General features: G+C 52.3%; 21 protein-coding genes. 11 read left to right on the top strand and 10 right to left on the bottom strand.

Annotated features, from left to right (window positions below; translation table 11 throughout):
* Positions 1 to 34: 34 nt before the first annotated feature.
* Positions 35 to 1228 carry an NAD(P)/FAD-dependent oxidoreductase gene (locus HV237_RS01165; RefSeq protein ID WP_046274493.1) on the bottom strand — a complete coding sequence of 398 codons (1194 nt, stop codon included), beginning with the start codon at positions 1226 to 1228 and terminating at the stop codon, positions 35 to 37.
* Between the two features lie 229 nt (positions 1229 to 1457).
* Here HV237_RS01165 and pitA point away from each other — a divergent pair, with 229 nt between their 5' ends.
* Positions 1458 to 2957 carry an inorganic phosphate transporter PitA gene (pitA, locus tag HV237_RS01160; protein WP_016154875.1) on the top strand — a complete coding sequence of 500 codons (1500 nt, stop codon included), beginning with the start codon at positions 1458 to 1460 and terminating at the stop codon, positions 2955 to 2957.
* A gap of 64 nt (positions 2958 to 3021) precedes the next feature.
* On the opposite strand, the gene uspB is transcribed toward pitA, so the two are convergent.
* Complete coding sequence (gene uspB / locus HV237_RS01155; RefSeq protein ID WP_003023371.1) at positions 3022 to 3357, bottom strand: universal stress protein UspB; 336 nt, start codon at positions 3355 to 3357, stop codon at positions 3022 to 3024.
* Positions 3358 to 3750: 393 nt separating this feature from the next.
* Between uspB and uspA the strand changes: the two genes are divergently transcribed.
* Both uspA and dtpB read left to right on the top strand, forming a co-directional pair.
* The gene (gene uspA / locus HV237_RS01150; protein ID WP_003023368.1) at positions 3751 to 4188 is read left to right on the top strand and encodes a universal stress protein UspA; all 438 of its coding nucleotides are present in this window, start codon (positions 3751 to 3753) and stop codon (positions 4186 to 4188) included.
* 281 nt (positions 4189 to 4469) lie between these two features.
* Positions 4470 to 5942, top strand: coding sequence for a dipeptide/tripeptide permease DtpB (gene dtpB, locus HV237_RS01145; RefSeq protein ID WP_019078104.1), 1473 nt, complete (start codon positions 4470 to 4472; stop codon positions 5940 to 5942).
* Positions 5943 to 6143: 201 nt separating this feature from the next.
* On the opposite strand, the gene HV237_RS01140 is transcribed toward dtpB, so the two are convergent.
* Complete coding sequence (locus HV237_RS01140) at positions 6144 to 6647, bottom strand: Rrf2 family transcriptional regulator (protein ID WP_016154877.1); 504 nt, start codon at positions 6645 to 6647, stop codon at positions 6144 to 6146.
* A gap of 231 nt (positions 6648 to 6878) precedes the next feature.
* On the opposite strand from HV237_RS01140, the gene HV237_RS01135 reads away from it, so the two are divergent.
* Complete coding sequence (locus tag HV237_RS01135; RefSeq protein WP_047358191.1) at positions 6879 to 8078, top strand: NAD(P)/FAD-dependent oxidoreductase; 1200 nt, start codon at positions 6879 to 6881, stop codon at positions 8076 to 8078.
* Positions 8079 to 8122: 44 nt separating this feature from the next.
* On the opposite strand, the gene rsmJ is transcribed toward HV237_RS01135, so the two are convergent.
* Together rsmJ and prlC are read right to left on the bottom strand one after the other, a co-directional pair.
* Positions 8123 to 8872: a 16S rRNA (guanine(1516)-N(2))-methyltransferase RsmJ gene (gene rsmJ / locus HV237_RS01130; protein ID WP_047358192.1), complete on the bottom strand. Its 750-nt coding sequence runs from the start codon at positions 8870 to 8872 to the stop codon at positions 8123 to 8125.
* An 8-nt stretch (positions 8873 to 8880) separates the two neighbouring features.
* Positions 8881 to 10923: an oligopeptidase A gene (prlC, locus tag HV237_RS01125; protein ID WP_046274490.1), complete on the bottom strand. Its 2043-nt coding sequence runs from the start codon at positions 10921 to 10923 to the stop codon at positions 8881 to 8883.
* A 214-nt stretch (positions 10924 to 11137) separates the two neighbouring features.
* Between prlC and HV237_RS01120 the strand changes: the two genes are divergently transcribed.
* Both HV237_RS01120 and gorA read left to right on the top strand, forming a co-directional pair.
* Positions 11138 to 11980, top strand: coding sequence for a 23S rRNA (adenine(2030)-N(6))-methyltransferase RlmJ (locus tag HV237_RS01120; protein ID WP_016154881.1), 843 nt, complete (start codon positions 11138 to 11140; stop codon positions 11978 to 11980).
* 104 nt (positions 11981 to 12084) lie between these two features.
* Positions 12085 to 13437, top strand: a complete 1353-nt coding sequence (gene gorA, locus HV237_RS01115; protein WP_047358193.1) for a glutathione-disulfide reductase — start codon at positions 12085 to 12087, stop codon at positions 13435 to 13437.
* Positions 13438 to 13503: 66 nt separating this feature from the next.
* Here gorA and dinQ read toward each other — a convergent pair whose 3' ends face one another.
* Entirely contained in the window at positions 13504 to 13587 is an 84-nt protein-coding gene (gene dinQ / locus HV237_RS01110; RefSeq protein ID WP_003837776.1) for a damage-inducible type I toxin DinQ, read from the bottom strand.
* A 381-nt stretch (positions 13588 to 13968) separates the two neighbouring features.
* On the bottom strand, positions 13969 to 15363 hold the full coding sequence (locus tag HV237_RS01105) for a cytochrome-c peroxidase (RefSeq protein WP_016157700.1): 1395 nt from the start codon (positions 15361 to 15363) through the stop codon (positions 13969 to 13971).
* 425 nt (positions 15364 to 15788) lie between these two features.
* Here HV237_RS01105 and HV237_RS01100 point away from each other — a divergent pair, with 425 nt between their 5' ends.
* Positions 15789 to 17438, top strand: coding sequence for an alpha,alpha-trehalase (locus HV237_RS01100; RefSeq protein ID WP_029139724.1), 1650 nt, complete (start codon positions 15789 to 15791; stop codon positions 17436 to 17438).
* Between the two features lie 26 nt (positions 17439 to 17464).
* On the opposite strand, the gene HV237_RS01095 is transcribed toward HV237_RS01100, so the two are convergent.
* The gene (locus tag HV237_RS01095) at positions 17465 to 19054 is read right to left on the bottom strand and encodes an STY4199 family HEPN domain-containing protein (RefSeq protein ID WP_047358194.1); all 1590 of its coding nucleotides are present in this window, start codon (positions 19052 to 19054) and stop codon (positions 17465 to 17467) included.
* A 167-nt stretch (positions 19055 to 19221) separates the two neighbouring features.
* Between HV237_RS01095 and HV237_RS01090 the strand changes: the two genes are divergently transcribed.
* Positions 19222 to 19776: a GNAT family protein gene (locus HV237_RS01090; RefSeq protein ID WP_047358195.1), complete on the top strand. Its 555-nt coding sequence runs from the start codon at positions 19222 to 19224 to the stop codon at positions 19774 to 19776.
* Positions 19777 to 19847: 71 nt separating this feature from the next.
* Positions 19848 to 20198 (top strand): lysozyme, encoded by a 351-nt coding sequence (locus HV237_RS01085; RefSeq protein WP_047358196.1) that lies wholly within the window; start codon positions 19848 to 19850, stop codon positions 20196 to 20198.
* An 18-nt stretch (positions 20199 to 20216) separates the two neighbouring features.
* On the opposite strand, the gene HV237_RS01080 is transcribed toward HV237_RS01085, so the two are convergent.
* Both HV237_RS01080 and HV237_RS01075 read right to left on the bottom strand, forming a co-directional pair.
* A complete protein-coding gene (locus tag HV237_RS01080) occupies positions 20217 to 20819 on the bottom strand; it encodes a response regulator transcription factor (RefSeq protein WP_181541665.1) in 603 nt (200 codons plus the stop codon).
* Positions 20820 to 21366: 547 nt separating this feature from the next.
* Positions 21367 to 22125 carry an SDR family oxidoreductase gene (locus HV237_RS01075; protein ID WP_016157705.1) on the bottom strand — a complete coding sequence of 253 codons (759 nt, stop codon included), beginning with the start codon at positions 22123 to 22125 and terminating at the stop codon, positions 21367 to 21369.
* Between the two features lie 119 nt (positions 22126 to 22244).
* Here HV237_RS01075 and HV237_RS01070 point away from each other — a divergent pair, with 119 nt between their 5' ends.
* Positions 22245 to 23144 (top strand): LysR family transcriptional regulator, encoded by a 900-nt coding sequence (locus tag HV237_RS01070; RefSeq protein ID WP_047358198.1) that lies wholly within the window; start codon positions 22245 to 22247, stop codon positions 23142 to 23144.
* Between the two features lie 47 nt (positions 23145 to 23191).
* Positions 23192 to 24220: an inner membrane protein YhjD gene (yhjD, locus tag HV237_RS01065; RefSeq protein ID WP_047358199.1), complete on the top strand. Its 1029-nt coding sequence runs from the start codon at positions 23192 to 23194 to the stop codon at positions 24218 to 24220.
* Positions 24221 to 24243: the final 23 nt, after the last annotated feature.

The raw sequence follows: 24243 nt of genomic DNA, 5'->3' as shown, positions 1-24243 counted from the left end.
AACGCCCGGCAGCCCAGGTTGTCGGGCACCACGGTCAGGCAGGTGTCAAATCCTGCGCGCATGCCCAGGCGCTCGACCACGCCCACTGGAAGTTATAGCCGCCCAGCCAGCCGGTGACGTCCATGACTTCGCCGATAAAGTAGAGTCCCGGTACTTTGCGCGCTTCCATCGTGCGCGATGACAGCTCGTTGGTATCGACGCCGCCCAACGTGACTTCAGCGGTACGATACCCTTCCGTACCGTTCGGCTGCACCCGCCACTCGGTCAGCGTCTCAACCAGCGTTTGCTGATCGCGTACATTAAGCTGCTTCAGCGAGACATCCGGGATTTGCCCTAACTGCTGTAAGCATTCCACCAGACGCTTTGGCAACTGCATTGCCAGGGTGTTCTTTAAGCTTTGATTAGGGTGTGCGCTACGTTGGTCATCGAGGAAGCTCGCGAGGTCAACATCCGGCAACAAATTAATGCTGACAAATTCACCTGGCTGCCAAAAACTGGAAATTTGCAGCACGGCCGGACCAGAAAGCCCGCGGTGCGTAAAGAGCAGATTTTCACGAAATACGGTGCCGTCCTCGGCGGTGATAACGGAAGAAACGGATACGCCAGAGAGCACCTGAAGCTGCTCCAGTAGCGGCTTATGTAAGGTGAAAGGCACCAGCCCTGCGCGCGTAGGCAAAACGTTCAGGCCGAACTGTTCCGCAATTTTATAACCAAACGGCGTCGCGCCCAGACCCGGCATAGAGAGACCACCGGAGGCAATAACCAGCTTTTTCGTGCCGACACTCATCCCATTCAATTCCAGGATAAAATCGTCACCATCTCGCTCAACGCTCAGGATTTCGCTACGTAACCGCATAGTTACGTTACCTTTTTCACACTCATCCACCAGCATATCGACAATTTGCTGGGCGGAATCATCGCAGAAAAGCTGGCCTAGCGTTTTTTCATGCCAGGCAATACCGTGCTTACCCACCAGATCGATAAAATCCCACTGTGTATAACGCGCCAGCGCCGATTTGCAAAAATGCGGGTTTTGGCTCAAATACGCAGCCGGCTCGACATAAAGGTTGGTAAAGTTGCAGCGGCCCCCGCCAGACATGAGAATCTTGCGCCCGGGCTTTTTACCATTATCAATTAGCAGTACGCGACTACCTGCTTGTCCTGCCTGCGCGGCACAAAACATACCCGCTGCGCCAGCGCCTATAATAACGGTATCAAACCTTTCCACGTTGCGATCCTCTCTAAAAAGCGGGAGTGAATTGTAAAGATTCCTCAGTGGTCGCACCAGCACCAAACTACCGATAAAGGGTATTTATCTGAAATATATAGGATAATTCTTTAGTGGTGTAAAACAAAGCAGGAGACAAATCAAAAAAACTCTATATTTCACTTTGCCCGCGCCGCCAAAGTCACTGATAATGCGCCGCGTTCATGTCCTCAAAATGGCGTAACGTCCTATGCTACATTTGTTTGCTGGCCTGGATTTACATACCGGGCTTTTACTATTGCTTGCTCTGGCTTTCGTGCTGTTCTACGAAGCAATTAATGGCTTCCATGATACAGCCAATGCTGTCGCAACTGTGATCTATACCCGTGCAATGCGTTCGCAATTGGCGGTGGTCATGGCTGCGGTGTTCAACTTCTTTGGTGTTTTGCTGGGTGGTCTCAGCGTGGCGTATGCCATCGTGCATATGTTACCAACGGATCTGCTGCTTAATATGGGATCGTCACATGGCCTCGCCATGGTATTCTCCATGTTGCTGGCGGCAATTATCTGGAACCTGGGTACCTGGTACTTTGGTCTGCCTGCATCCAGCTCCCACACGCTGATTGGCGCCATTATCGGTATTGGTTTAACCAATGCGCTGATGAACGGCACCTCGGTGGTGGATGCACTTAACATCCCGAAAGTTATCGGTATTTTTGCCTCGCTTATCATCTCACCTATTGTCGGTCTGGTGGTTGCAGGTGGTCTTATTTTCATTCTGCGTCGCTACTGGAGCGGTACGAAAAAACGTGCCCGTATCCACCTGACGCCGGCAGAACGTGAAAAGAAAGATGGAAAGAAAAAGCCGCCGTTCTGGACGCGTATTGCACTGATCCTCTCCGCTATCGGCGTGGCGTTCTCTCACGGCGCGAACGATGGTCAGAAAGGCATTGGTCTGGTGATGCTAGTGCTGATTGGCGTAGCGCCAGCAGGTTTCGTGGTGAATATGAATGCTTCCGGTTACGAAATTACCCGTACCCGCGATGCAATCAATAACGTCGAAGTCTTCTTCCAGCAGCGCCCTGACCTGCTTAAACAGGCCACAGGCGTAGACCAGCTGATTCCGTCCCCGACGGATGCGGCACCAGCGACGCCGACCGAGTTCCATTGCCACCCGGCGAATACCATCAACGCGCTGGAACGTGCGAAAGGTATGCTGGCGAATCTGGAAACCTACGACAAGTTAAGCGTCGAACAGCGTGGTCAGTTGCGCCGTATTATGCTGTGCATCTCTGATACCACCGATAAAGTGGTTAAGCTGCCTGGCGTAAGCGCTGACGATCAGCGTCTGCTGAAGAAACTGAAATCTGACATGCTGAGCACCATTGAGTACGCGCCTATCTGGATCATTATGGCCGTCGCACTGGCGCTGGGTATTGGTACGATGATTGGCTGGCGTCGCGTGGCAACCACTATCGGTGAGAAAATCGGTAAAAAAGGCATGACCTATGCCCAGGGGATGTCGGCGCAGATGACCGCCGCAGTCTCTATCGGTCTTGCCAGCTACACCGGTATGCCCGTTTCCACCACACACGTTCTCTCCTCTTCCGTTGCGGGAACAATGGTTGTTGATGGCGGCGGTTTGCAACGTAAAACAGTGACCAGCATTCTGATGGCCTGGGTCTTCACCCTGCCAGCAGCAATTCTTCTTTCCGGCGGGCTGTACTGGCTCTCCCTGAAGCTTATCTAAGCGAATGCGCGGTAAAAAAGCGGGTCAGGAAACTGGCCCGCTTTTTTTGTATCTGTCGTTGGAATCAGTGCCAGATAATCAGCGCAACCATGCTGATTAGCACCAGGCCGCATAGCGCGCTGGTGAGAATGAACTGACCGCGAACCCGCTCACAGCGGCGAATAAATTCATCATCATGATGATCGCGGTAACGCTGAGCGTAGATATACCACACCAGACGCATCTGCTTGTTCGGTTGCCCATGCGAGGTAAAAAAGCCCCCTCCATCTACATACTGGTAAAGCAATGGATCGCAACCACGAAGTACTACTAGCAGTGCGCGTAGCGAAGAAAAATAGCGCGCCATATTAACAATGCAAACGACACATAAAGCCCAGAACAATGCAATGGTGCTTATCATACCCCCTCCCCGGCGACCCGCCCACGGAACTCCTTTCCGGGACTACCGCTCCCCGATACCCTGCCAAACCATTCAGTGAAGAGTACTGAAGAAACCGTTCGTATTAGTATCACGCATTCGAACGCCCCTCTAGATAGTGTAGGAGATTAGTTAATTTTTTTGCCAGAAGGTTAATCGCTATCAATGCAATTAACTAAAAAATTTGTTTAACTGCTTGGCAAGCAAGGCGGATTGACGGATTATTCTGGTCGCTATAATGTAAGGATAGTCCTTATATGGTACGTTTTTACGACTGGGCTAGCCCCGCGCACAAGGTTCGCAGGACGCGGATGACGCGGCGGCAGAGAAACGCCAGCAGGCTAGTCATCGACAACTTATGGAAGGAGTAACACTATGGCTTATAAACACATTCTTATCGCGGTTGATCTTTCTCCGGAAAGCAAAGTTCTGGTTGAAAAAGCGGTCTCTATGGCGCGGCCTTACAATGCTAAAGTTTCCCTTATCCACGTTGACGTAAACTATTCCGACCTGTACACCGGCCTTATCGACGTGAATCTGGGCGACATGCAGAAACGCATTTCTGAAGAAACCCACCACGCGTTAACCGAGCTGTCCACCAACGCAGGCTACCCTATCACCGAAACCCTGAGCGGTAGCGGCGACCTGGGTCAGGTTCTGGTTGATGCCATCAAAAAATACGACATGGATCTGGTCGTTTGTGGTCACCACCAGGATTTCTGGAGCAAACTGATGTCCTCCGCGCGCCAACTGATCAACACCGTCCACGTCGACATGTTGATTGTTCCGCTGCGTGACGACGAAGAAGCATAAAATACTTGCCGCCGGGATATAGCCCGGCCTGCTGCAAGTAGTTAAGCCTGTAAACGCCCGCCTGTGCGGGCGTTTTTGTTTTTATCATTCGGACACAATTAGTACATCAATCCAACAAACAAATCATAATTAGTGTGATCAACTAATTGGATCGAAAACCATCTCTATAATACTCTACTCTCGCGGCCAATAGCCGCAGTCTATAACAAAATAAGACTTTTTCGGCGCGTTTAAGCATACGCGTTCATACTTTTCGGGATGGCTTTGAAAGGCGATGGAATATGAATAAAACTGCACCTACGGGCTTGCTGCAGCAACCTCGTCCGTTCTTCATGATCTTCTTTGTGGAATTATGGGAACGATTTGGCTATTACGGCGTTCAGGGCATCCTGGCGGTATTCTTTGTTAAGCAGCTAGGATTTTCACAGGAACAGGCATTTGTCACCTTTGGTGCCTTTGCTGCGCTGGTCTACGGCCTGATCTCGATCGGCGGCTACGTCGGCGACCACCTGTTAGGCACCAAGCGCACGCTGGTTCTCGGTGCCATTGTGCTGGCAATCGGCTACTTCATGACCGGGATGTCGCTGCTCAAGCCCGATCTGATCTTTATTGCTTTGGGTACCATTGCCGTCGGTAACGGGCTGTTTAAAGCCAACCCGGCAAGCCTGTTGTCAAAATGCTATCCACCAAAAGACGCCCGTCTGGACGGTGCTTTCACCCTGTTTTATATGTCGATTAACATCGGTTCGTTGCTGTCGCTGTCGCTGGCGCCGGTGATTGCCGATAAGTTTGGCTACGCGGTGACCTACAACCTGTGCGGGGCCGGGCTTATCGTCGCGCTGCTGGTCTACTTTGCCTGCCGTGGGATGGTAAAAAATATCGGTTCTGAGCCAGACCATAAACCGCTGAATTTCCGTAACCTACTGTACGTGCTGGCCGGTACGGTAGTGATGGTATTTATCTGCGCCTGGCTGATGCACAACGTGCAGATTGCCAACCTGGTGCTGATCGTCTTGTCGATTGCCGTGACTATCATCTTCTTCCGTCAGGCATTCAAACTGGATAAAACCGGGCGCAACAAGATGTTCGTGGCCTTCATCCTGATGCTGGAAGCGGTTGTGTTCTACGTGCTGTACGCGCAGATGCCGACATCGCTGAACTTCTTTGCTATCAATAACGTGCACCATGAAATTCTCGGTTTCGCCATTAACCCAGTGAGCTTCCAGGCGCTGAACCCGTTCTGGGTGGTGCTGGCAAGTCCGGTACTGGCCGCGATCTATACCCGTCTGGGAAACAAAGGCAAAGACCTGACTATGCCGATGAAATTTACGCTCGGTATGTTCCTGTGCTCGTTGGGCTTCCTAACGGCAGCCGCTGCCGGGATGTGGTTTGCGGATGCGCAGGGGCTGACATCGCCGTGGTTTATCGTGCTGGTATATCTGTTCCAGAGCCTGGGTGAACTGCTGATTAGTGCCCTGGGACTGGCGATGGTCGCCGCTCTCGTGCCGCAGCACCTGATGGGCTTTATTCTCGGGATGTGGTTCCTGACGCAAGCCGCCGCCTTCCTGATGGGCGGGTATGTCGCCACGTTTACTGCCGTACCGGAGAACATCACCGACCCGCTGCAAACTCTGCCGATCTACACCAACGTCTTCAGTAAGATAGGCCTGGTCACCCTGGCTGTCACGGTGGTGATGGCGATTATGGTGCCCTGGCTGAACCGAATGATTAATACGCCAGATAGCAGTAAATAAGCTTTTTTTAACATTAACCGCGAGTCACATCGCGGTTTTTTTTTGCCTTTTAAGTCCTGCATTGTAAGAGCGTAGTTTATACAAACAGGTCATCATGAATGGACATGACCATGAACGATATTGCGTTGATTAAGACTTCAGTTTTATCACGCCAGCGGAAAACGCTTCTCACCGAGGATGAGCACCGGGCATTTTCAATCGCTACCCTTTGCGCGCGTTAATCCACTCCTGAACTTCGACCACAAAAGTGTCCGGCGCTTTACGGTACATTTTGCGTGCCAAATCCAGAATCGTATGCTGACCGAGCGCTTCTTCCATTCGCTGCTGAGCCATATCCATTACCGAGCGCACACCACAAATGCCTTCACAGGCCCACTCCGGCGGATGCTCCTCAAATACCGCCAGCCGTTGGCGAATCTCACGACACTCAAAGATGCGCTTATCGCCATCAATGGCATTCACCACGTCCAGCACCGTAATGTGTTCAGCAGGTTTAGCCAACTGGAAACCGCCGCCCTTTCCCTCAATGCTGCGCACCAGGCCCGCTTTCGACAAACGGGTGAAAATTTTCGCCAGGTAGTCGTACGGCACGCTTTGCAGCTCGGCAATTTCCCGCACGCTCATATCCCGCGCGTCGCCCTTGCTGTCGACCATACACATCAGGCTATGAATGCCGTACTCAACCCCGGAACTGTAAAATGCCATTCTCTTATCTCAGCCAAAATGAATCTGAGTTAATTGTAGCTTTTTCGTCTCATTCATTCCAGACAGCAGCACAACCCATATTTATATAAAACTTTAATCATATATTTATCAAATAGATAACCAAACACCCTACGACATCAGGACAAAAAGGATCCTGATCGCATTGCAATTCTTAACTCCGACAAATAAAATCCGAGTAAATTATTCGTAGTCACCAGAGAGAACCCCCCAATGCGTAAACGAATTCTGATCGTGGGCGCCGGCTTTGCCGGTATGTGGGCAGCATTAAGCGCCGCACGACTGGCGGATAAACATCAGCAGGCCATTGATATTACAGTAATTGCACCACAGCCAGAGCTGCGTGTCCGCCCACGCTTTTATGAACGCGCCGTACAAACCCTGGTCGCCCCGCTGCAACCCTTGTTTGACGTTACCGGCGTCAACTTCCTGCAAGGTCACGTCGAGCAGATCATCCCGGACTCTAAAGAGGTGAGCTGGAAAGATGCCAACGGAGAAATTCATCTGCGCCGCTACGACCGCCTGGTACTCGCCAGCGGGAGTCACGTTAACCGCGACGCCGTTGTCGGTGCAGCCGAGCATGCGTTTGACCTCGACCAGCTCGAGAGCGCCACCGCACTGGAGCAGCACATTACAGACCTGGCATTACAGCCGGAAAGTGAGGCTCGCAATACGGTGGTGGTCTGTGGCGGCGGCTTTACCGGGATTGAGATGGCGCTGGAATTGCCTGGTCGTCTGCGTGAGATTCTGGGTGTCGATGCTAAGACCAGAGTGGTCGTAGTTGAACGCGGTGCTCAGCCTGCCGGGCGCTGGAGCCAGGAATTACGCGACGTGATAATCGAAGCCTCCGCTGAACTGGGCATCGAATGGTTGGTAAATGCAGAAGTAGAAAGCGTGGATGCTGGCGGCGTAACGCTGAAAGATGGGCAGGTTATTGCCTCTCAAACAGTTATCTGGACCGTCGGCGTGCAGGCCAATAACCTGACAGCACAGATTAACGCCCCGCGCGATCGACAGGGCCGCCTGCATGTGAATGCCAATCTGCAGGTCTTAGGTCATGATGATATCTACGCCACTGGCGATGTGGCCTACGCCGCCACCGATGACAAAGGCAACCATGCGTTAATGACCTGCCAGCACGCTATTTTGTTGGGTAAATTTGCCGGTAATAACGCCGCTGCAAGCCTGCTAGGAGTAGAACCTTCACCGTACCGTCAGGAGATGTACGTCACCTGTCTGGATCTCGGCGCGTGGGGCGCGGTGTATACCGAAGGATGGGATCAGCAGGTCAAACTCACTCGCGCAGAAGCGAAGAAACTGAAAGTATCGATTGTCAGTGAACTGATTTATCCGCCGAAAGCGGAAAGAGCCGTCGCATTTGAGATGGCTGACCCATACGCACCGTTTGTTTAAGCAGTAATGCCGGATAGCGGCTAACGCCTTATCCGGCCTACAAACTACGCGGTCCCCGCGTAAATATCAAACCGATGCCCTTTCGTGACTACCGCGTTCGGCGTGGCGACATCCGCCAGCGGCGGTGCGTAATCCGGGCGCTTCACTACTACACGTTTAGTGGCTAGCTGACGTGCAGGCTCCAGCAGCCCATCCGCATCCAGGTCCGGCCCCACCAACGACTGAAACACCCGCATCTCTTTTTTCACCAGCGCACTTTTCTGCTTATGCGGGAACATCGGGTCGAGGTACACCACCTGCGGACGCGGGGTGATATCGGTTAACGCCGTCAGGCTTGAGGCGTGGATCAGTTGTAAACGTTCCTGCAGCCACGGACCGATTTCCGGGTCAGCATACCCTCGCGCCAGGCCATCATCCAACAGCGCCGCCACGACCGGGTTACGTTCCAGCATTCGCACGCGGCAGCCTACTGAGGCCAGCACAAACGCATCGCGCCCCAGCCCTGCAGTCGCATCAACCACATCCGGCAGGTAATCGCCTTTAATGCCAACCGCCTTCGCCACCGCTTCGCCGCGACCACCGCCAAATTTGCGCCGATGGGCCATCGCACCGCCAACGAAATCCACGAAGATACCGCCGAGTTTGGGCTCATCACGTTTGCGCAGTTCCAGATGTTCCGGTGTCATCACCAGCGCCATCAGGTTATCTTCATCGTGCGTAAGATTCCAGCGGGCGGCAAGAACAGATAAGGCGCCGTCTCCGGCGCCTGTTTCATCTACTAAGCAGATTTTCACGTGAATAATCAGCCTTTAATCCCGTAATGCTCCAGCATTGCATCCAGTTGCGGCTCACGGCCACGGAAGCGCTTGAACAGTTCCATCGGCTCTTCAGAACCACCACGGGTGAGAATGTTATCGAGGAACGATTGTCCGGTTTGACGGTTGAAAATCCCTTCATCTTCAAAGCGAGAGAATGCATCCGCCGCCAGCACGTCAGCCCACAGGTAGCTGTAGTAACCCGCCGCATAGCCACCAGCAAAAATGTGGCTGAAGGCATGCGGGAAGCGGCCCCACGTTGGGCCCGGCACCACGGCGACCTGCTTTTTAATTTCCGCCAGCGTTTCGAGGATTTTCGCCCCTTGCTGTGGGTTAAACTCCGCATGCAGACGGAAATCAAACAAGCCAAACTCCAGTTGACGCAGAATAAACAGCGCCGCCTGGTAATTTTTCGCCGCCAGCATTTTATCCAGCAACTCCTTGGGCAGCGGCTCACCGGTCTCAAAGTGACCAGAGATAAATGCCAGCGCTTCGGGCTCCCAGCACCAGTTCTCCATAAACTGGCTCGGCAGTTCGACCGCATCCCACGGCACGCCGTTGATACCTGAAACACCGGCGGTTTCGATACGGGTCAGCATATGGTGCAGACCGTGGCCGAACTCGTGGAACAGGGTGATCACTTCATCGTGGGTAAACAGCGCGGGTTTGCCGTTCACCGGGCGGTTAAAGTTACAGGTCAGGTAGGCAACAGGCTTTTGCAGCGTACCGTCGGCTTTACGCATCTGGCCGACGCAGTCGTCCATCCACGCCCCGCCACGTTTATGTTCACGGGCATACAGGTCAAGATAGAAACTGCCGCGCAGTTCGTTGTTTTCGTCATACAGTTCGAAGAAACGTACTTCCGGGTGCCAGACGTCAACATCAGTGCGCTCTTTAGCGGTAATGCCGTAAATACGTTTAACCACTTCAAACAGGCCGTTAACGGCTTTGTTTTCCGGGAAGTATGGACGCAACTGCTCGTCGCTGATGCTATAGAGGTGCTGTTTTTGTTTCTCGCTGTAGTAAGCGATATCCCACGGCTGCAGCTCATCGACACCAAATTCTGCTTTCGCGAAGGCGCGCAGTTGAGCCAGCTCTTTCTCGCCCTGAGGACGGGCACGTTTCGCCAGGTCGGTAAGGAAGTCGAGTACCTGCTGCGGGTTTTCCGCCATTTTGGTGGACAGAGATTTAAAAGCGTAGCTTTCAAAGCCCAGCAGCTGTGCCAGCTCGTGGCGCAGCGCGAGGATCTCTTCCATTATCGGGCTGTTGTCCCATTTACCAGCGTTTGGCCCCTGGTCAGACGCGCGAGTGGAGTAAGCGCGATACATCTCCTCACGCAGCCCTTGGTTATCACAGTAGGTCATCACCGGCAGGTAGCTTGGGATATCCAGCGTTAACAGGTAGCCTTCCTGCTGTTTAGCATCAGCCTGGGCTTTTGCAGCCGCCAGAGCGCTTTCCGGCATGCCGGAGAGTTCCGCTTCATCAGTCACCAGCTTAGTCCAGCCCATCGTGGCATCGAGGACGTTATTGCTGTAGAGATTGCCCAGCTCAGACAGGCGGGTGGCAATCTCACCATAGCGCAGCTGTTTTTCCTTCGGCAGACCAATACCAGAAAGCTCGAAATCGCGCAGCGCGTTATCGACCGCTTTTTTCTGTGCGGTGTTCAGGGTGGCATAATGATCGCCGTCACGCAGGTCGCGGTACGCTTTGTACAGACCTTCATGTTGTCCAACCCAGGTGCTGTATTCAGACAGCAGCGGCAGCGTTTGTTCGTAGGCTTCGCGCAATTCCGGGCTATTCTTCACCGAGTTCAGGTGGCTAACCGGAGAGAAAATACGCCCCAGCACATCGTCAACTTCCGCCAACGGCTGGCAAAGATTTTCCCAGGTGTACGGCGCGCCCTGCGCAACCACTCGCTCAACGTTTTCGCGGCAATCGTTCAGCGCCTTAGTCACGGCAGGCACGACGTGCTCAGGCTGAATTTTAGAAAATGGCGGCAGTTCGAAGGGGGTCAGCAATGGATTGGTCATTAGCGCGGTCCTGTTGAAAAGAGTGAATGAAGCGCGTATCCGGCGCTGTGCATATTAATTTGTACAATGGGGTTAAGTGTAGAGGATTTCAATGCCAGGCGTTGCGCTTTCGCGGCAGTGACGACTTTTCTGTATACTGTGGCGATACGCTTTATTTTCGCCCGATATTGCGCTGTTTTCGGGCCTACGTTTATAACCTGGAACACGTTTACCCATGCTGAGTTATCGCCACAGTTATCACGCTGGCAACCACGCCGACGTCCTTAAACACACCGTCCAGAGCCTGATCATCGAATCGCTTAAAGAGAAAGAAAAACCGTTTCTCTATCTGGATACCCATGCTGGCGCAGGCCGTTATCAGCTGAGCAGTGAGCATGCCGAACGTACCGGTGAATATCTGGAAGGGATCGCCCGTATCTGGCAGCAGGACGATTTGCCTGCCGAACTGGAACCCTACATTGGCGTGGTGAAGCACTTCAACCGTAGCGGCCAACTGCGCTATTACCCCGGCTCTCCGTTAATTGCTCGCCAGCTGCTGCGAGAACAGGACAGCCTGCAATTAACGGAACTGCACCCGAGCGACTTTCCTTTGCTGCGCGGCGAATTCCAGAAAGATGAGCGCGCACGCGTGGCCAAAGCCGATGGTTATCAGCAGCTAAAAGCAAAATTACCGCCGGTTTCCCGTCGCGGGCTGATCCTTATCGATCCCCCCTACGAAATCAAAAGCGACTACCAGGCGGTGGTGACCGGTATTAACGAAGGCTATAAGCGTTTCGCAACCGGCACCTATGCGCTGTGGTATCCGGTAGTTCTGCGCCAGCAAATCAAACGCATGATCCACGACCTGGAAGACACCGGTATCCGCAAAATTCTGCAGATTGAGCTGGCGGTGCGTCCGGACAGCGATCAGCGCGGCATGACGGCGTCCGGTATGATTGTAATAAACCCGCCGTGGAAGCTGGAGCAGCAGATGAACAGTGTCCTGCCGTGGTTGCACAGCAAACTGGTTCCGGCAGGAACCGGTCATACGTCGGTAAGCTGGATCGTGCCGGAGTAATCGCAGTCATCGGTGGAACCTTTTAATTTCAGGTATACAATCGCGAATATTTTGGCGGATGGCGTAACGCTTCTCCGCCCTACAATGAACATGAAGGAGCGGTCATGACCAAGCACTATGATTACATCGCTATTGGCGGCGGCAGCGGCGGTATTGCCTCCATTAACCGTGCAGCAATGTACGGCCAGAAATGCGCGCTGATTGAAGCTAAAGAGCTAGGCGGCACCTGCGTTAACGTTGGCTGCGTACCGAAAAAAGTGATGTGGCATGCCGCACAGGTCCGCGAAGCAATCCACATGTACGGGCCGGATTACGGTTTCGACACCACCATCAATAAGTTCGATTGGGATAAACTGATCGCCACGCGTACCGCTTATATTGATCGCATTCATACCTCGTACGACAACGTGCTGGGCAAAAATAATGTCGATGTGATTAAAGGCTTTGCCCGCTTTGTGGATGCCAAAACCATTGAAGTGAACGGTGAAACCATTACTGCCGATCATATTTTGATTGCTACCGGTGGTCGCCCGAGCCATCCGAGCATTCCGGGTGTGGAATATGGTATCGACTCCGACGGTTTCTTTGAGCTGCCCGCGCTGCCAAAACGCGTGGCCGTTGTTGGCGCAGGCTACATCGCCGTTGAACTGGCGGGCGTAATTAACGGTCTGGGCGCAGAAACGCATCTGTTCGTGCGTAAACACGCGCCGCTGCGCAGCTTCGACCCGATGATCGTCGACACGCTCGTTGAGGTGATGAACGCCGAAGGCCCGGCTCTGCATACTCACGCGATACCAAAAGCAGTCGTTAAAAACGCTGATGGTAGCCTGACCCTGCAACTGGAAGATGGTCGTAGCGAAACGGTAGATTGCCTGATTTGGGCGATCGGTCGTGAACCTGCCACCGACAACTTCAACCTGGCGGTTACTGGCGTGAAAACCAACGAAAAAGGCTACATCGTCGTTGATAAATTCCAGAACACCAGCGTGCCGGGTATTTATGCCGTCGGCGATAACACCGGGGCCGTTGAGCTGACGCCGGTTGCCGTTGCCGCGGGCCGCCGCCTGTCCGAGCGTCTGTTTAACAACAAGCCGGACGAGCATCTGGACTACAGCAACATCCCGACCGTGGTCTTCAGCCATCCGCCTATTGGTACCGTGGGCCTGACCGAGCAGCAGGCTCGCGAACAGCACGGCGATGATCAGGTGAAAGTGTATAAATCATCGTTTACCGCGATGTATACCGCTGTCACCACCCACCGTCAGCCGTGCCGCATGAAGCTGGTTTGCGTCGGTCCGGAAGAGAAGATTGTCGGTATTCATGGCATTGGTTTTGGGATGGATGAAATGCTGCAAGGCTTCGCGGTCGCTCTGAAAATGGGCGCAACCAAGAAAGACTTTGATAACACCGTTGCCATTCACCCAACGGCATCTGAAGAGTTTGTCACCATGCGTTAATCGCGCTTCAGGAATGTTAAAGGGCAAAGAGGGGTTAGCTCTTTGCCCTTAGTTACGTTTCCGCTATTAGTTCAGCAGTTGCAGCAGATAGCGGATCAGCTCCAGCAACGCGATTAACGCTCCCAGAACGATGATTGCTTTATCAATCACCCGTTTTCTCCATCAGATGGAGTGAGAATGCCTCCGCTTACTCATCCATTGCCTGTCACGGCGCATGTCCCAGTGTTAGATGATGGAACTCTCACTCCGGCCAGAGCATCGGCCAACGGCACCACCCGTACAGCCGATCAGGACTTAGAAAGCGTTTAGCGCGCGTCCGGAATGAAAATGCTTCAGAGCTAACTGGATAAGTATACAGTTGTTTTAATCAAAACAACCAGCGTATTCTTGCAATACTACCGGTATGGTAATACGATTGAAGGGTTAGATGATGGAACTCTCACTTCGGCCAGAACCACCAACTCGGGCTGAAGCGTAAAAAAACCGACGCGAAGTCGGTTTTTTTACGTCCGAATCTGGACCAGAGAGAAATTATTTACCCTGCATATACGGTGTATATACCCCATTAAGGCTTTCGAGGAATGCCACGATATCGTCGATATCTTCCTGCGGCAGTTCTTTACCCACCTGATAACGCAGCATCAGTTTTACCGCACCGTCGAGCGTAGGCACATCACCGCGATGGAAATAAGGCGCAGTCAGCGCAACGTTACGCAATCCAGGGACTTTCTGACGCAGCTTGTCACGTAATTCATTGGTGACGTTCATGCGGCCAATATCTGCAGCAGTGACCTCGCCGAAATTAAAGTCCTTTTTCAGCCCCAATGGCTCAAATGAACGTCCGCCTAAAATAATACCGCCATGACAGGTCGCGCACTTATTATCTTTAAACAACTGATAGCCATGTTTTTGCTGAGCGGTTAAGGCCGCTTCATCACCACGCAGCCATTTATCAAACGGCGAATTTGGCGTAATCAGCGTTTTCTCAAACTCAGCAATCGCATCGGTAATATTATCCCCACTGAATCCCTGCGGATAAACGGCAATGAACTCTTGCTTAAGTTGCGGATCCTTGTCCAGTTTCTGGATAATTTCATCCCAGGATTTAGACGCCATTTCGATAGGGTTCAACGGTGGACCACCGGCCTGCGCCTGCAATGTTGGCGCACGGCCATCCCAGAATTGCTCAACGTTAAAGACCGAGTTAAATACCGTTGGCGCATTGATAGGGCCAACCGCGCCGCCTACACCGATTGACGTTTTCCGGCCATCCACGCCGCCCGCATTCAGGGCGTGACAGTGCGCGCAAGAAATCGTGCTATCGCCGGAAATACGCGGGTCATGGTAAAGCGTAAAACCAAGCGCTACTTTGCGGGCATCGGTCGGGATGCTTTCCGGTATCGGCTGTACAGGTTCATTACGATGCTGCGTGGCAGTATCGTTACTGGCGTAGTACTGCTCACGCTGTTTCGCAATCCAGCCCAGGATCTCTGCTCGCTCCGTATCACTGACCTTGCCAGCCCAGTGCAGTGCGGTATAACGCGTCGGCGGCATAGTCTCGTACTGCATCACCCATTCAATTTTATTCAGATCGCTTTGCGAAACGGGTTTATCCGCGACCAGCGCCGCACGAACGGCCTCCAGATTGAATGATTTGTATCCCAGTTGAATATCGTAATTCATCAACTGCTTAGCGACGGGAAAAGAAGAATAGAAAGGTAATTCAGCCGAAGGAGTGTGACAATAATCGCATCCTTTTTCACGTAAGAACCCTAGTACTTTATTATTTTCTTCCAGCGTAGAGGCCTGAACATCAGCCTGTTTACTCCGTTGATTATCGTGATACCACACATAACCGGATAATCCAAAATAACAAATCGCGACGCCAGCTATGGCAATCACGGTAAGACGGGTAATGATTTTCATTATTTTACCCTCACCGTTGTGAGTTATTGTGACCCAGAAAATTAGAATAATTAATAGACAGTCTTTGTCAGACCTGACCATCATAGGAAATGAGGGGATTACTATTTTGATAAGTATCAAGCAATTACATGGAGGAGAACTATCGATAGAATAGCCTGTGCCTATTATAGAGTTAAACGTTACCAGGTTGTGTTCACACCTCGTTGCAATCGAATGTTCTGAAAATGGAATATCTTCAGGTTGCGCAGAATTCGGAATTATTCATTATTTTCATTGGGATAGATTTATTTTTTGGATATTGCGCAGCACTAAAATGTGATCGACCGCACGCTTTACTCACCAGATACCGAAGCGAATGTCTACGCTTAATTGACGAGCGGGCAATAGCCTTAATCTTTCAACGTCCATCGGAGGTCTTTCGCATTATGCTCAACCAGAAACTACCCCACGCCCCTTCTGAAGAAATGACGATCGACATCGATCTGCTTTATGAAATGGATCCGTGCGAGTTAAAGCTGGATGAAATGATTGAGGCAGAGCCTGAACCGGAGATGATTGAAGGGTTACCCGCCTCAGATGCGTTAACTCCCGCCGATCGTTACCTCGAGCTGTTCGAACACGTTCAGTCGTCGAAACTGTTTGCCGATAGCAAAACCTTCCCCGACTGTGCGCCGAAAATGGATCCGCTGGATATTTTGATCCGCTATCGCAAGGTTAAACGCCACCGCGACTTTGATCTGCGACGCTTCGTCGAGAACCACTTCTGGCTCCCGGAAACGCCCTCCAGTGAATATGTTTCTGACCCGGCAAATTCGTTGAAAGAGCATATCGATCAACTGTGGCCGGTGCTGACGCGCGAACCACAGGACCACATTCCCTGGTCCTCGCTGCTGGCGTTACCGCAGTCATATATTGTGCCCGGCGGACGTTTTAGTGAAACCTACTACTGGGATTCCTACTTCACCATGCTGGGTCTGGCGGAGAGCGGTCGCGAAGATCTGCTGAAATGTATGGCGGATAACTTTGCCTGGATGATTGAAAACTATGGTCACATCCCGAACGGTAACCGTACTTACTACCTGAGTCGCTCGCAGCCGCCGGTCTTTGCGCTGATGGTCGAACTGTTTGAAGAGGATGGCGTACGCGGCGCGCGTCGTTACCTTGATCATCTAAAAATGGAGTACGCGTTCTGGATGGATGGCGCAGATTCCCTGGTACTCAACCAGGCCTACCGTCACGTGATCAGAATGTCGGACGGCTCCCTGCTCAACCGCTATTGGGACGATCGTGATACGCCGCGCGATGAGTCGTGGCTTGAAGACGTCGAAACCGCCAAGCATTCGGGTCGCCCACCCAATGAAGTGTATCGGGATTTGCGCGCGGGCGCGGCCTCCGGCTGGGATTACTCCTCGCGCTGGCTACGCGATGCAGGCCGTCTTGCCAGCATACGCACCACTCAGTTCATACCTATTGACCTGAACGCGTTCCTCTACAAGCTGGAGAGCACTATCGCCAATATTTCCGCACTGAAAGGCGACAAAGACACTGAAGCGCAGTTTCGCCAGAAAGCCAATGACCGCCGCGATGCGGTGAATCGCTATCTCTGGGACGATGAAAACGGCTGCTATCGCGATTACGATTGGCGGCGCGAACAAATGGCCCTGTTCTCTGCAGCCAGTATTGTGCCGCTGTATGTCGGCATGGCAACGCATGAACAAGCCGACCGACTTGCCAATGCGGTCCGCAGCCGCCTGCTAACCCCCGGAGGAATTTTAGCCACGGAGCATGAAACAGGTGAGCAATGGGATAAACCCAACGGCTGGGCGCCGCTGCAGTGGATGGCGATCCAGGGTTTCAAACTTTACGGCGACGACCATCTCGGGGATGAAATCGCCCGTAACTGGTTGAAAACGGTGAATCTCTTTTATCAGGAACACCACAAGCTTATCGAAAAATACCACATCGCCGACGCCGCGCCGCGCGAAGGCGGCGGCGGAGAATATCCGTTGCAGGACGGCTTTGGCTGGACCAATGGCGTGGTGCGCCGACTCATCGGTCTGTATGGCGAACCCTAGATCTGACGGTCTGAATTATCAGACCGTCAGTTAATCGCATCGTACAGTTCGGCGTGAATTTTCTGCCATTTCTTGTTCTCTGGGCTTGGCTGCGCGCGAACGCGTAGCTCGGCCTGTTCAAGGTCATACTGCTGACGCGCGACAACCGCCGGCACCGAACAAAAACTTTGCAGGTAGCTTTTATGCAGCGATGTGAGTGACGCCCCATTCGCCATCGCATGGCTGACCGTGGTCATAAACTGCCGACATGGCTTACTCTCACTCATCTGCGAAGGGTAACGCAGCAGCAGCCTCAACACCTCGGTATTGCCTGCCGAGAATGCCTGCTCCGTCCACGCCAGCTTCCAGTCCATCCCGCCCTGTAGGAAAAGTGACGTCACACGGGTGTCGTTGCGCTCGATAGCCGCGCGCATGTTAAAGGCATCCCAGGTGATGCCCATTCGGGTCACCGACTCCCGCGCACTAGGGGCATCACGCCGTGGCTCCTCCTGCACGATTTCAACAGATTGCCCGGAAGACGCTTGTGGCGCTGGCGAAATGAATAACCAGAACGCGCCCAGCGAAATCACCAGCACCATCACGCCGACCGCTACCCACAACATGCCGGAAATCAGCTGTTCACGTTCTTCCGCCGTGCGCCTGGCACGCTTCTCCGGCGGATCGATACTGTCTGCGATTTCCTGTTTATCGCCCCCCGCCTGCTCGTCTTTTTGCTTTGCGCTTTCCCAAAACTGGCGAACCGTCGCCTCATCGGACTCCATATACGACGCAGGATTAATGCGCGTACGCCGTTCTTCAAATGCCCGCTGCACAGGGTGAGTAATCTGTCGGTACTGGCAATCCAGCAACAGCAGCTGTACTGAGGTTAGCGGCTGCTGCGCGATAACGCAGTTACGGGCCAGGCGGCAGTCATCCAGGAACATCCTCAGCGTGATACGTGGCTCAACAAACGACATGAGCACCGAGGTGTCGTTAAAAATCTCGCTAAAATGCCGAACGAATAACTTCTTATCGACAACCATCAGCGCCAGTTCGCTAAACATCATGCCGTCCAGCGCATCCCGACTTTCTCCCAGCTTTAACCAGCGACGCAGACGTTCACCGCCAAAGTGCTGTTTCAGGAAGCTGTTGAGCGGATGTTGATCCGGCCATACCCGCGCAATCAGCGATTTGAGGGTTAATTCTATTGCGCGAAGCTGACGCTGCGCCCGCATCTGCGCATCCGGCTCTGCACGTTCAATCTCGGTTGGATACTTCAGGAGGGGCTGTTGCTGGCGCAACTGTTCCAGAGAAGCGACAAAGCGCAGCGCAGAAATCAGCTGGTTTTCACTGACGTCCTGGCCATTTTCATATTGCGGCACGCTCTGCTGAAGATGGCGTAGCCGCAACGTGAACTGACTCAATTGCGCGTCATTCATCTGCAACCGCCTGGCGACAACACCCCAACCTCCCAGATTCAATCGCGCCTGGTCAAGCTGCTCGAGAAACCAGCGTGGATCTTTACCCTCTGCGACGCGCACGCCAAGCATCAGCAAAATTTCTACCGAGGCTTGCCGGATTATCCCCAAACAATGTTCGAATGGTGTACATGTCGCCTGTAACGCGCTATTGGTCATTATCTTCCCTAAAAGGACCCAAAAAGTGCGGCCTCACAATGGTGTGTAGTTATCTTTTTTAAATGCAGCGCTGTGCCGCCACAGACTAAAACACATTCATATAGCAAATAAATATGTTTTACAGTGACTTCCGCACAATCATTGAAAATTATTCTGGAGATAAGCCTGTGCCTGTACTGAAAACCTCGCGTTTGATCTGCCGCCCGCTCACACATGACGACTGGGCGTTTTTCTTAACGTTACAGAAGAACGCAGATGTGATGCGCTTTGTCGCTGACTCGCGTACCGAAGAGGAGATACGGACAGTCTTTGACTCCCGCTTGCCTGAATGGTCTCCCGGCAGTCCACACTGGCTGTGCCTGGTCCTGTGCGATAAGGCATCGGGCGTACCGCTTGGGGTAACCGGATATATTCAGGATAGAAATGAATGTGCCGAGGTCGGCTTTCTGCTCACTCCCGAGGCGCAGGGCAAAGGTTATGGCGCTGAATCCCTGCATGCCGTTTGCGATTATGCGTTTACCGCCGGAGGACTACGCCGACTGACGGCCTGCGTCACCGCAGGAAACGATGCCTCACGGCGTCTACTGGAAAAGGTCGGGTTCATTCTCGAAGGCACGCTGCGAGAAAGCTACTGGCTACATCAAACCTGGCATGATGACTGGATTTTCGGCCTGTTAAAACAGGAATATCAGCCGCCCAAGCCATCAGGCGTTTTGCTGTAAAAAATGGCTGGATGGCGGCTGGCGTAACGGGGTGTGTTTCTTAAAATAGGTCTTTTTGTACAGAGATTATTATGCCGCTACATTCGACGCAGTTCACGCCCGCCTGTATCGCATTTATTAAGCAATGGCAGGGCCTGTCGCTGGAAAAGTATCAGGACAAAAAGGGGATCTGGGTCATTGGCTACGGGCACGAAATCACCGCAGATGAATCCTTTGATGCCCCAATTATGCTGATGCAAGCCGAAACATTGCTGTTCGCGGATATAAATATCTGCGAGGCATTCATCCATAAGGAAATGCCGCAAATACAAGATCGGTTTCAACAAGAAGCGTTAATTGCATGGATGCTCAGCGTGGGGATTAGCCGGTTTTGCAGTGCTGAATTCTGGCCGGGGGCTATTTCACAGCCAGAAACAGTCTGACTGTGAAATATTTTCCCATTATAGGGTGTCGTTTAGCATCATTGCCGCCTGCGTACGGTTTTTTACCTCCAGGCGCTGATACAGCGATTCAAGATGGGCTTTTACCGTTCCAGTGCTGATATTTAATAATCGACCAATTTGTTTATTAGATTCTCCGGCGGCCAGCATCGTCAGAATCTCCCGCTGACGCGCGCTGAGCAATCTGATATTTTGCCCGCCACATTCGGTCGCTGTGATGCAATCTCTGGGGATAAACATCATACCTATCGCGACGCTATTGAGTGCCAGCGTGAAGGTTTCCGCATCAGAATCGCGCGGAACAATGGCCTGCACGTTTAATTGCGTGACTTCCTGTAGCCATTTTTTACGGCAGTCCGTTGCGGTTACCAGCACTTTTACCTTCGCAAAGCGCTCTGCCATCTGTTGCAGCAAGCTACGGCAGAATTCAGCGTCAAAATCTCCATCCAGCATTACCAGTGCATCAGGATTGTCTTCCAGCGTCCGCCAAAGATCATCTGCCTGACTGACACCCTGAACATTCACTCCTGGAATACGCTCTTGCAAAATTACATTCATTCCATGAATAAATATTGACTGCCTGTCAAACATTATTAACTGCATTATTTATCTCCGTCTGAATAAGATATTAGCCTTAACACGCGGAAGGGTATTATCCGAGGGGCAAAATATGAAGTCACCATTTGGCGGAGGCCATTTTACCGATAGACGGAGAAGAAAGAAGCAGACGTTATAAATAGTTACAGCTGAAACCAAAGAATCACACAAAGGATCAAAATCGGGGTCAAATTTTCAGAAAATCCTTAATATTTGACGTTCAAAACTGGATTACTAATATTAATAACCCGGAGTTTATATTCTTAGCTAAAAATAAGGAATTCACGATAACAGACAAATATGTTACAAAACAAAATATCGCATTAAATGATCATTCGGGCATGAGAATGGGGAGGTGATCATAGTTTCTGATACAACAAATCCACTCCCGAAGAAGAATGAACTCTTCAGAACGTTTATCCCCGATCTCTTTCAGCACCGCGATTGCGGTATCAGATTCCAAATAATACCGGCTAACGCCACCAGTTATATTTTGACTTCTGATGGCGCGCCGGTTTTCGATTGCTCAAAAGGCTAAGTAAGAGGCGGTCAATTACAGGAACATCCCGCCAGAGACTTCGATACGCTGTGCCGTCATCCAGGCCAGTTCATCGCTGAGCAACGCAGCAATGGCGTCGCCAATATCGTCCGGTAACCCAACACGCCCCAGCGCCGTCTGCGATGCAATGTAGGCATTCAATTGCGCATTATCCCGCACGTTTCCGCCGCTAAAATCCGTCTCGATTGCCCCAGGCGCAATAATATTCGCCGTAATGCCGCGCTCTCCCAGCTCTTTCGCCTGATAACGGGTTAACACCTCCATCGCCCCTTTCATGGCAGCGTAAGCGCTGTAACCCGGTAGCGCAAAGCGCGACAATCCGGTCGAGACATTAAGAATGCGTCCGCCGTTGTTGATCAGCGCCAGCAGGTTCTGTGTCAGGAAAAAAGGTCCTTTAAAATGGATGTCCAAAAGCTGGTCAAATTGCGCTTCAGTGAACGCCGGATAAGGCGCGTTAATGCCAACTCCGGCATTGTTCAATAAATAATCAAAGGTGTCGCTTTGCCAGTGCGTTTGTAGGGTTTCCTGCACCTGTTTGACAAACTGAGGGAAAGTGGAAATATTTCCGACGTTCAACGGTAATGCTGCAGCTTTACCGCCAGATTGGCGAATTTCATCTACAACCTGCTGCGCTTCTTTTTCATTGCTGTTCCACGTCAGGATGACACCAATGCCTTTACTCGCCAGCTTTAGCGCCGCGTTTTTACCGAGTCCACGGCCGCCGCCGGTCACCAATGCGATACGTTGCGTCATAAGAAACCTCATTTCAGGTGTTGTGAAGATTGAGACAAAGCTTATTAGGTGGTAGAAAAACAATAAATACCGCTAACTGCGCATTACTGTTTCATTTAGAACAACAATAGGGCATGAGAATGGATAAAATTCACGCAATGCAGTTGTTCATCCGCGTCGCAGAACTGGAGAGCTTTTCGCGCGCGGCAGACACCCTCGGACTTCCTAAAGGTAGCGTATCGCGTCAAATCCAGGCCCTGGAAAATCATCTGGGCACACAGTTGTTGCACCGCACAACCCGCCGCGTTCAGCTCACGCAAGACGGCATGATCTATTACGAACGAGCGAAAGATTTGTTGAGCAATCTCGATGAACTGGATGGGCTATTCCATCATGACCCGGCCAGCATCAGCGGCAAGCTGCGCGTCGATATGCCGGTTGGTGTGGCGAGAAATCTGGTGATGCCCCGCTTACCGGGCTTCTTGCATCAGTATCCGGGGCTTGAGCTCGAACTTAGCAGCAGCGACCGCCTGGTGGACTTGATCCGCGAAGGCTTCGACTGTGTGGTACGCGTGGGAACGCTGAAAGATTCAGGGCTGATTGCGCGCCCGCTGGGGAAACTCACGCAGATTAACTGCGCCAGCCCGCAATACCTCGCCCGATTTGGTTATCCGGAAAGCCTGGAGGATTTAGCCTCGCATGCGGTGGTTCACTACTCAGTCAATTTGGGAACACGTGCGCAAGGCTTTGAAGTGGCGACAGACAACGGTGCTAAATGGGTTAAAACCGGCGGCATGCTGACGGTGAACAGTACCGAAACGTATCATGCGGCATGTCTTGCCGGTCTGGGCATTATTCAGGTACCGCGCGTGGGCGTGCGTGATGCCCTGCGCGCCGGTACGCTGATTGAAGTATTGCCGCAATATCGCGCCGAACCATTACCGGTTTCATTGCTCTATCCGCATCGCCGTAACCTCTCCCGCCGCGTACATCTGTTTATGGAATGGCTGACCGGCGTGATGAAAGACTATGTGGACTGACAAGCTATACTGTCCTGAGAATGAACAGAACAAGGATTACTGCCCTGATGACGCAGGAAAAAGAGATTAAACGCCCCATTCAGGAACTTGAGCACGCACCAATCCCAAAAATTGAGACCCTGGAGCGTAAGAATACAAAAACCAACGGTAAGACCAACCAGGCGCTGAAAACCGCCCTGACCTTCGCCGATAAAATTCAACGTCAGCCCATGATTGCCCATCTGATTCGCGCCGCGGAGAGATTTAACGATCGTATGGGAAATCAGTTTGGCGCCGCCATTACCTACTTCTCGTTTCTGTCGATGATCCCTATCCTGATGGTGTCGTTTGCCGCCGCGGGTTTTATTCTCGCTTCGCACCCTACGCTGTTGCAGGATATCTTCAGCAAAATCCTGCTCAACGTCAGCGATCCGACACTCGCCTCCACGCTGAAAAACACCATCAATACCGCCGTTCAGCAACGAACCACCGTCGGTCTGGTGGGTCTTGCCATCGCGCTCTATTCCGGAATTAACTGGATGGGAAACCTGCGCGAAGCTATTCGTGCCCAGTCGCGGGATGTCTGGGAGCGGACCCCACAGGATCAGGAAAAAATTTGGGTCAAATATCTGCGTGATTTTGTCTCATTGATTGGCTTACTGATTGCGCTGATTGTTACGCTGTCCATTACCTCCATCGCCGGTTCCGCCCAGCAGATGATTATCTCTGCGCTGTATCTCGACGGCATCGAATGGCTGAAGCCCGCCTGGCGGCTGATCGGCCTGACCATCTCTATTTTCGCCAACTACTTGCTGTTCTTCTGGATTTTCTGGCGGCTACCGCGTCACCGACCGCGCAAAAAAGCGCTCATTCGCGGCACGTTTATCGCGGCACTGGGGTTTGAAGTCATCAAAATGATCATGACGTACACGCTGCCATCACTGGTGCAATCGCCGTCAGGCGCGGCGTTTGGTTCCGTACTTGGCTTAATGGCGTTCTTCTACTTCTTCGCCCGTCTGACTCTGTTTTGCGCTGCCTGGATTGCCACAGCGGAGTACAAAGACGACCCGCGTATGCCAGGAAAAACCCACCGCTAATCTTTGTTAACTGCCGGATAACG

Origin of the sequence: Citrobacter sp. RHBSTW-00570, assembly GCF_013739755.1 — a bacterium.
GTDB classification, from domain to species: Bacteria; Pseudomonadota; Gammaproteobacteria; order Enterobacterales; family Enterobacteriaceae; genus Citrobacter; species Citrobacter braakii.
This window is presented reverse-complemented; position numbering and strand designations above follow the sequence as displayed.

Excerpts from the sequence above, each read along its gene's own strand:
- pitA (WP_016154875.1), top strand. The coding sequence starts at position 1,458 with ATGCTACATTTGTTTGCTGGCCTGGATTTACATACCGGGCTTTTACTA.
- uspB (WP_003023371.1), bottom strand. The coding sequence starts at position 3,357 with ATGATAAGCACCATTGCATTGTTCTGGGCTTTATGTGTCGTTTGCATT.
- uspA (WP_003023368.1), top strand. The coding sequence starts at position 3,751 with ATGGCTTATAAACACATTCTTATCGCGGTTGATCTTTCTCCGGAAAGC.
- dtpB (WP_019078104.1), top strand. The coding sequence starts at position 4,470 with ATGAATAAAACTGCACCTACGGGCTTGCTGCAGCAACCTCGTCCGTTC.
- HV237_RS01140 (WP_016154877.1), bottom strand. The coding sequence starts at position 6,647 with ATGGCATTTTACAGTTCCGGGGTTGAGTACGGCATTCATAGCCTGATG.
- HV237_RS01135 (WP_047358191.1), top strand. The coding sequence starts at position 6,879 with ATGCGTAAACGAATTCTGATCGTGGGCGCCGGCTTTGCCGGTATGTGG.
- prlC (WP_046274490.1), bottom strand. The coding sequence starts at position 10,923 with ATGACCAATCCATTGCTGACCCCCTTCGAACTGCCGCCATTTTCTAAA.
- HV237_RS01120 (WP_016154881.1), top strand. The coding sequence starts at position 11,138 with ATGCTGAGTTATCGCCACAGTTATCACGCTGGCAACCACGCCGACGTC.
- gorA (WP_047358193.1), top strand. The coding sequence starts at position 12,085 with ATGACCAAGCACTATGATTACATCGCTATTGGCGGCGGCAGCGGCGGT.
- HV237_RS01105 (WP_016157700.1), bottom strand. The coding sequence starts at position 15,363 with ATGAAAATCATTACCCGTCTTACCGTGATTGCCATAGCTGGCGTCGCG.
- HV237_RS01100 (WP_029139724.1), top strand. The coding sequence starts at position 15,789 with ATGCTCAACCAGAAACTACCCCACGCCCCTTCTGAAGAAATGACGATC.
- HV237_RS01095 (WP_047358194.1), bottom strand. The coding sequence starts at position 19,054 with ATGACCAATAGCGCGTTACAGGCGACATGTACACCATTCGAACATTGT.
- HV237_RS01085 (WP_047358196.1), top strand. The coding sequence starts at position 19,848 with ATGCCGCTACATTCGACGCAGTTCACGCCCGCCTGTATCGCATTTATT.
- HV237_RS01080 (WP_181541665.1), bottom strand. The coding sequence starts at position 20,819 with ATGCAGTTAATAATGTTTGACAGGCAGTCAATATTTATTCATGGAATG.
- HV237_RS01075 (WP_016157705.1), bottom strand. The coding sequence starts at position 22,125 with ATGACGCAACGTATCGCATTGGTGACCGGCGGCGGCCGTGGACTCGGT.
- HV237_RS01070 (WP_047358198.1), top strand. The coding sequence starts at position 22,245 with ATGGATAAAATTCACGCAATGCAGTTGTTCATCCGCGTCGCAGAACTG.
- yhjD (WP_047358199.1), top strand. The coding sequence starts at position 23,192 with ATGACGCAGGAAAAAGAGATTAAACGCCCCATTCAGGAACTTGAGCAC.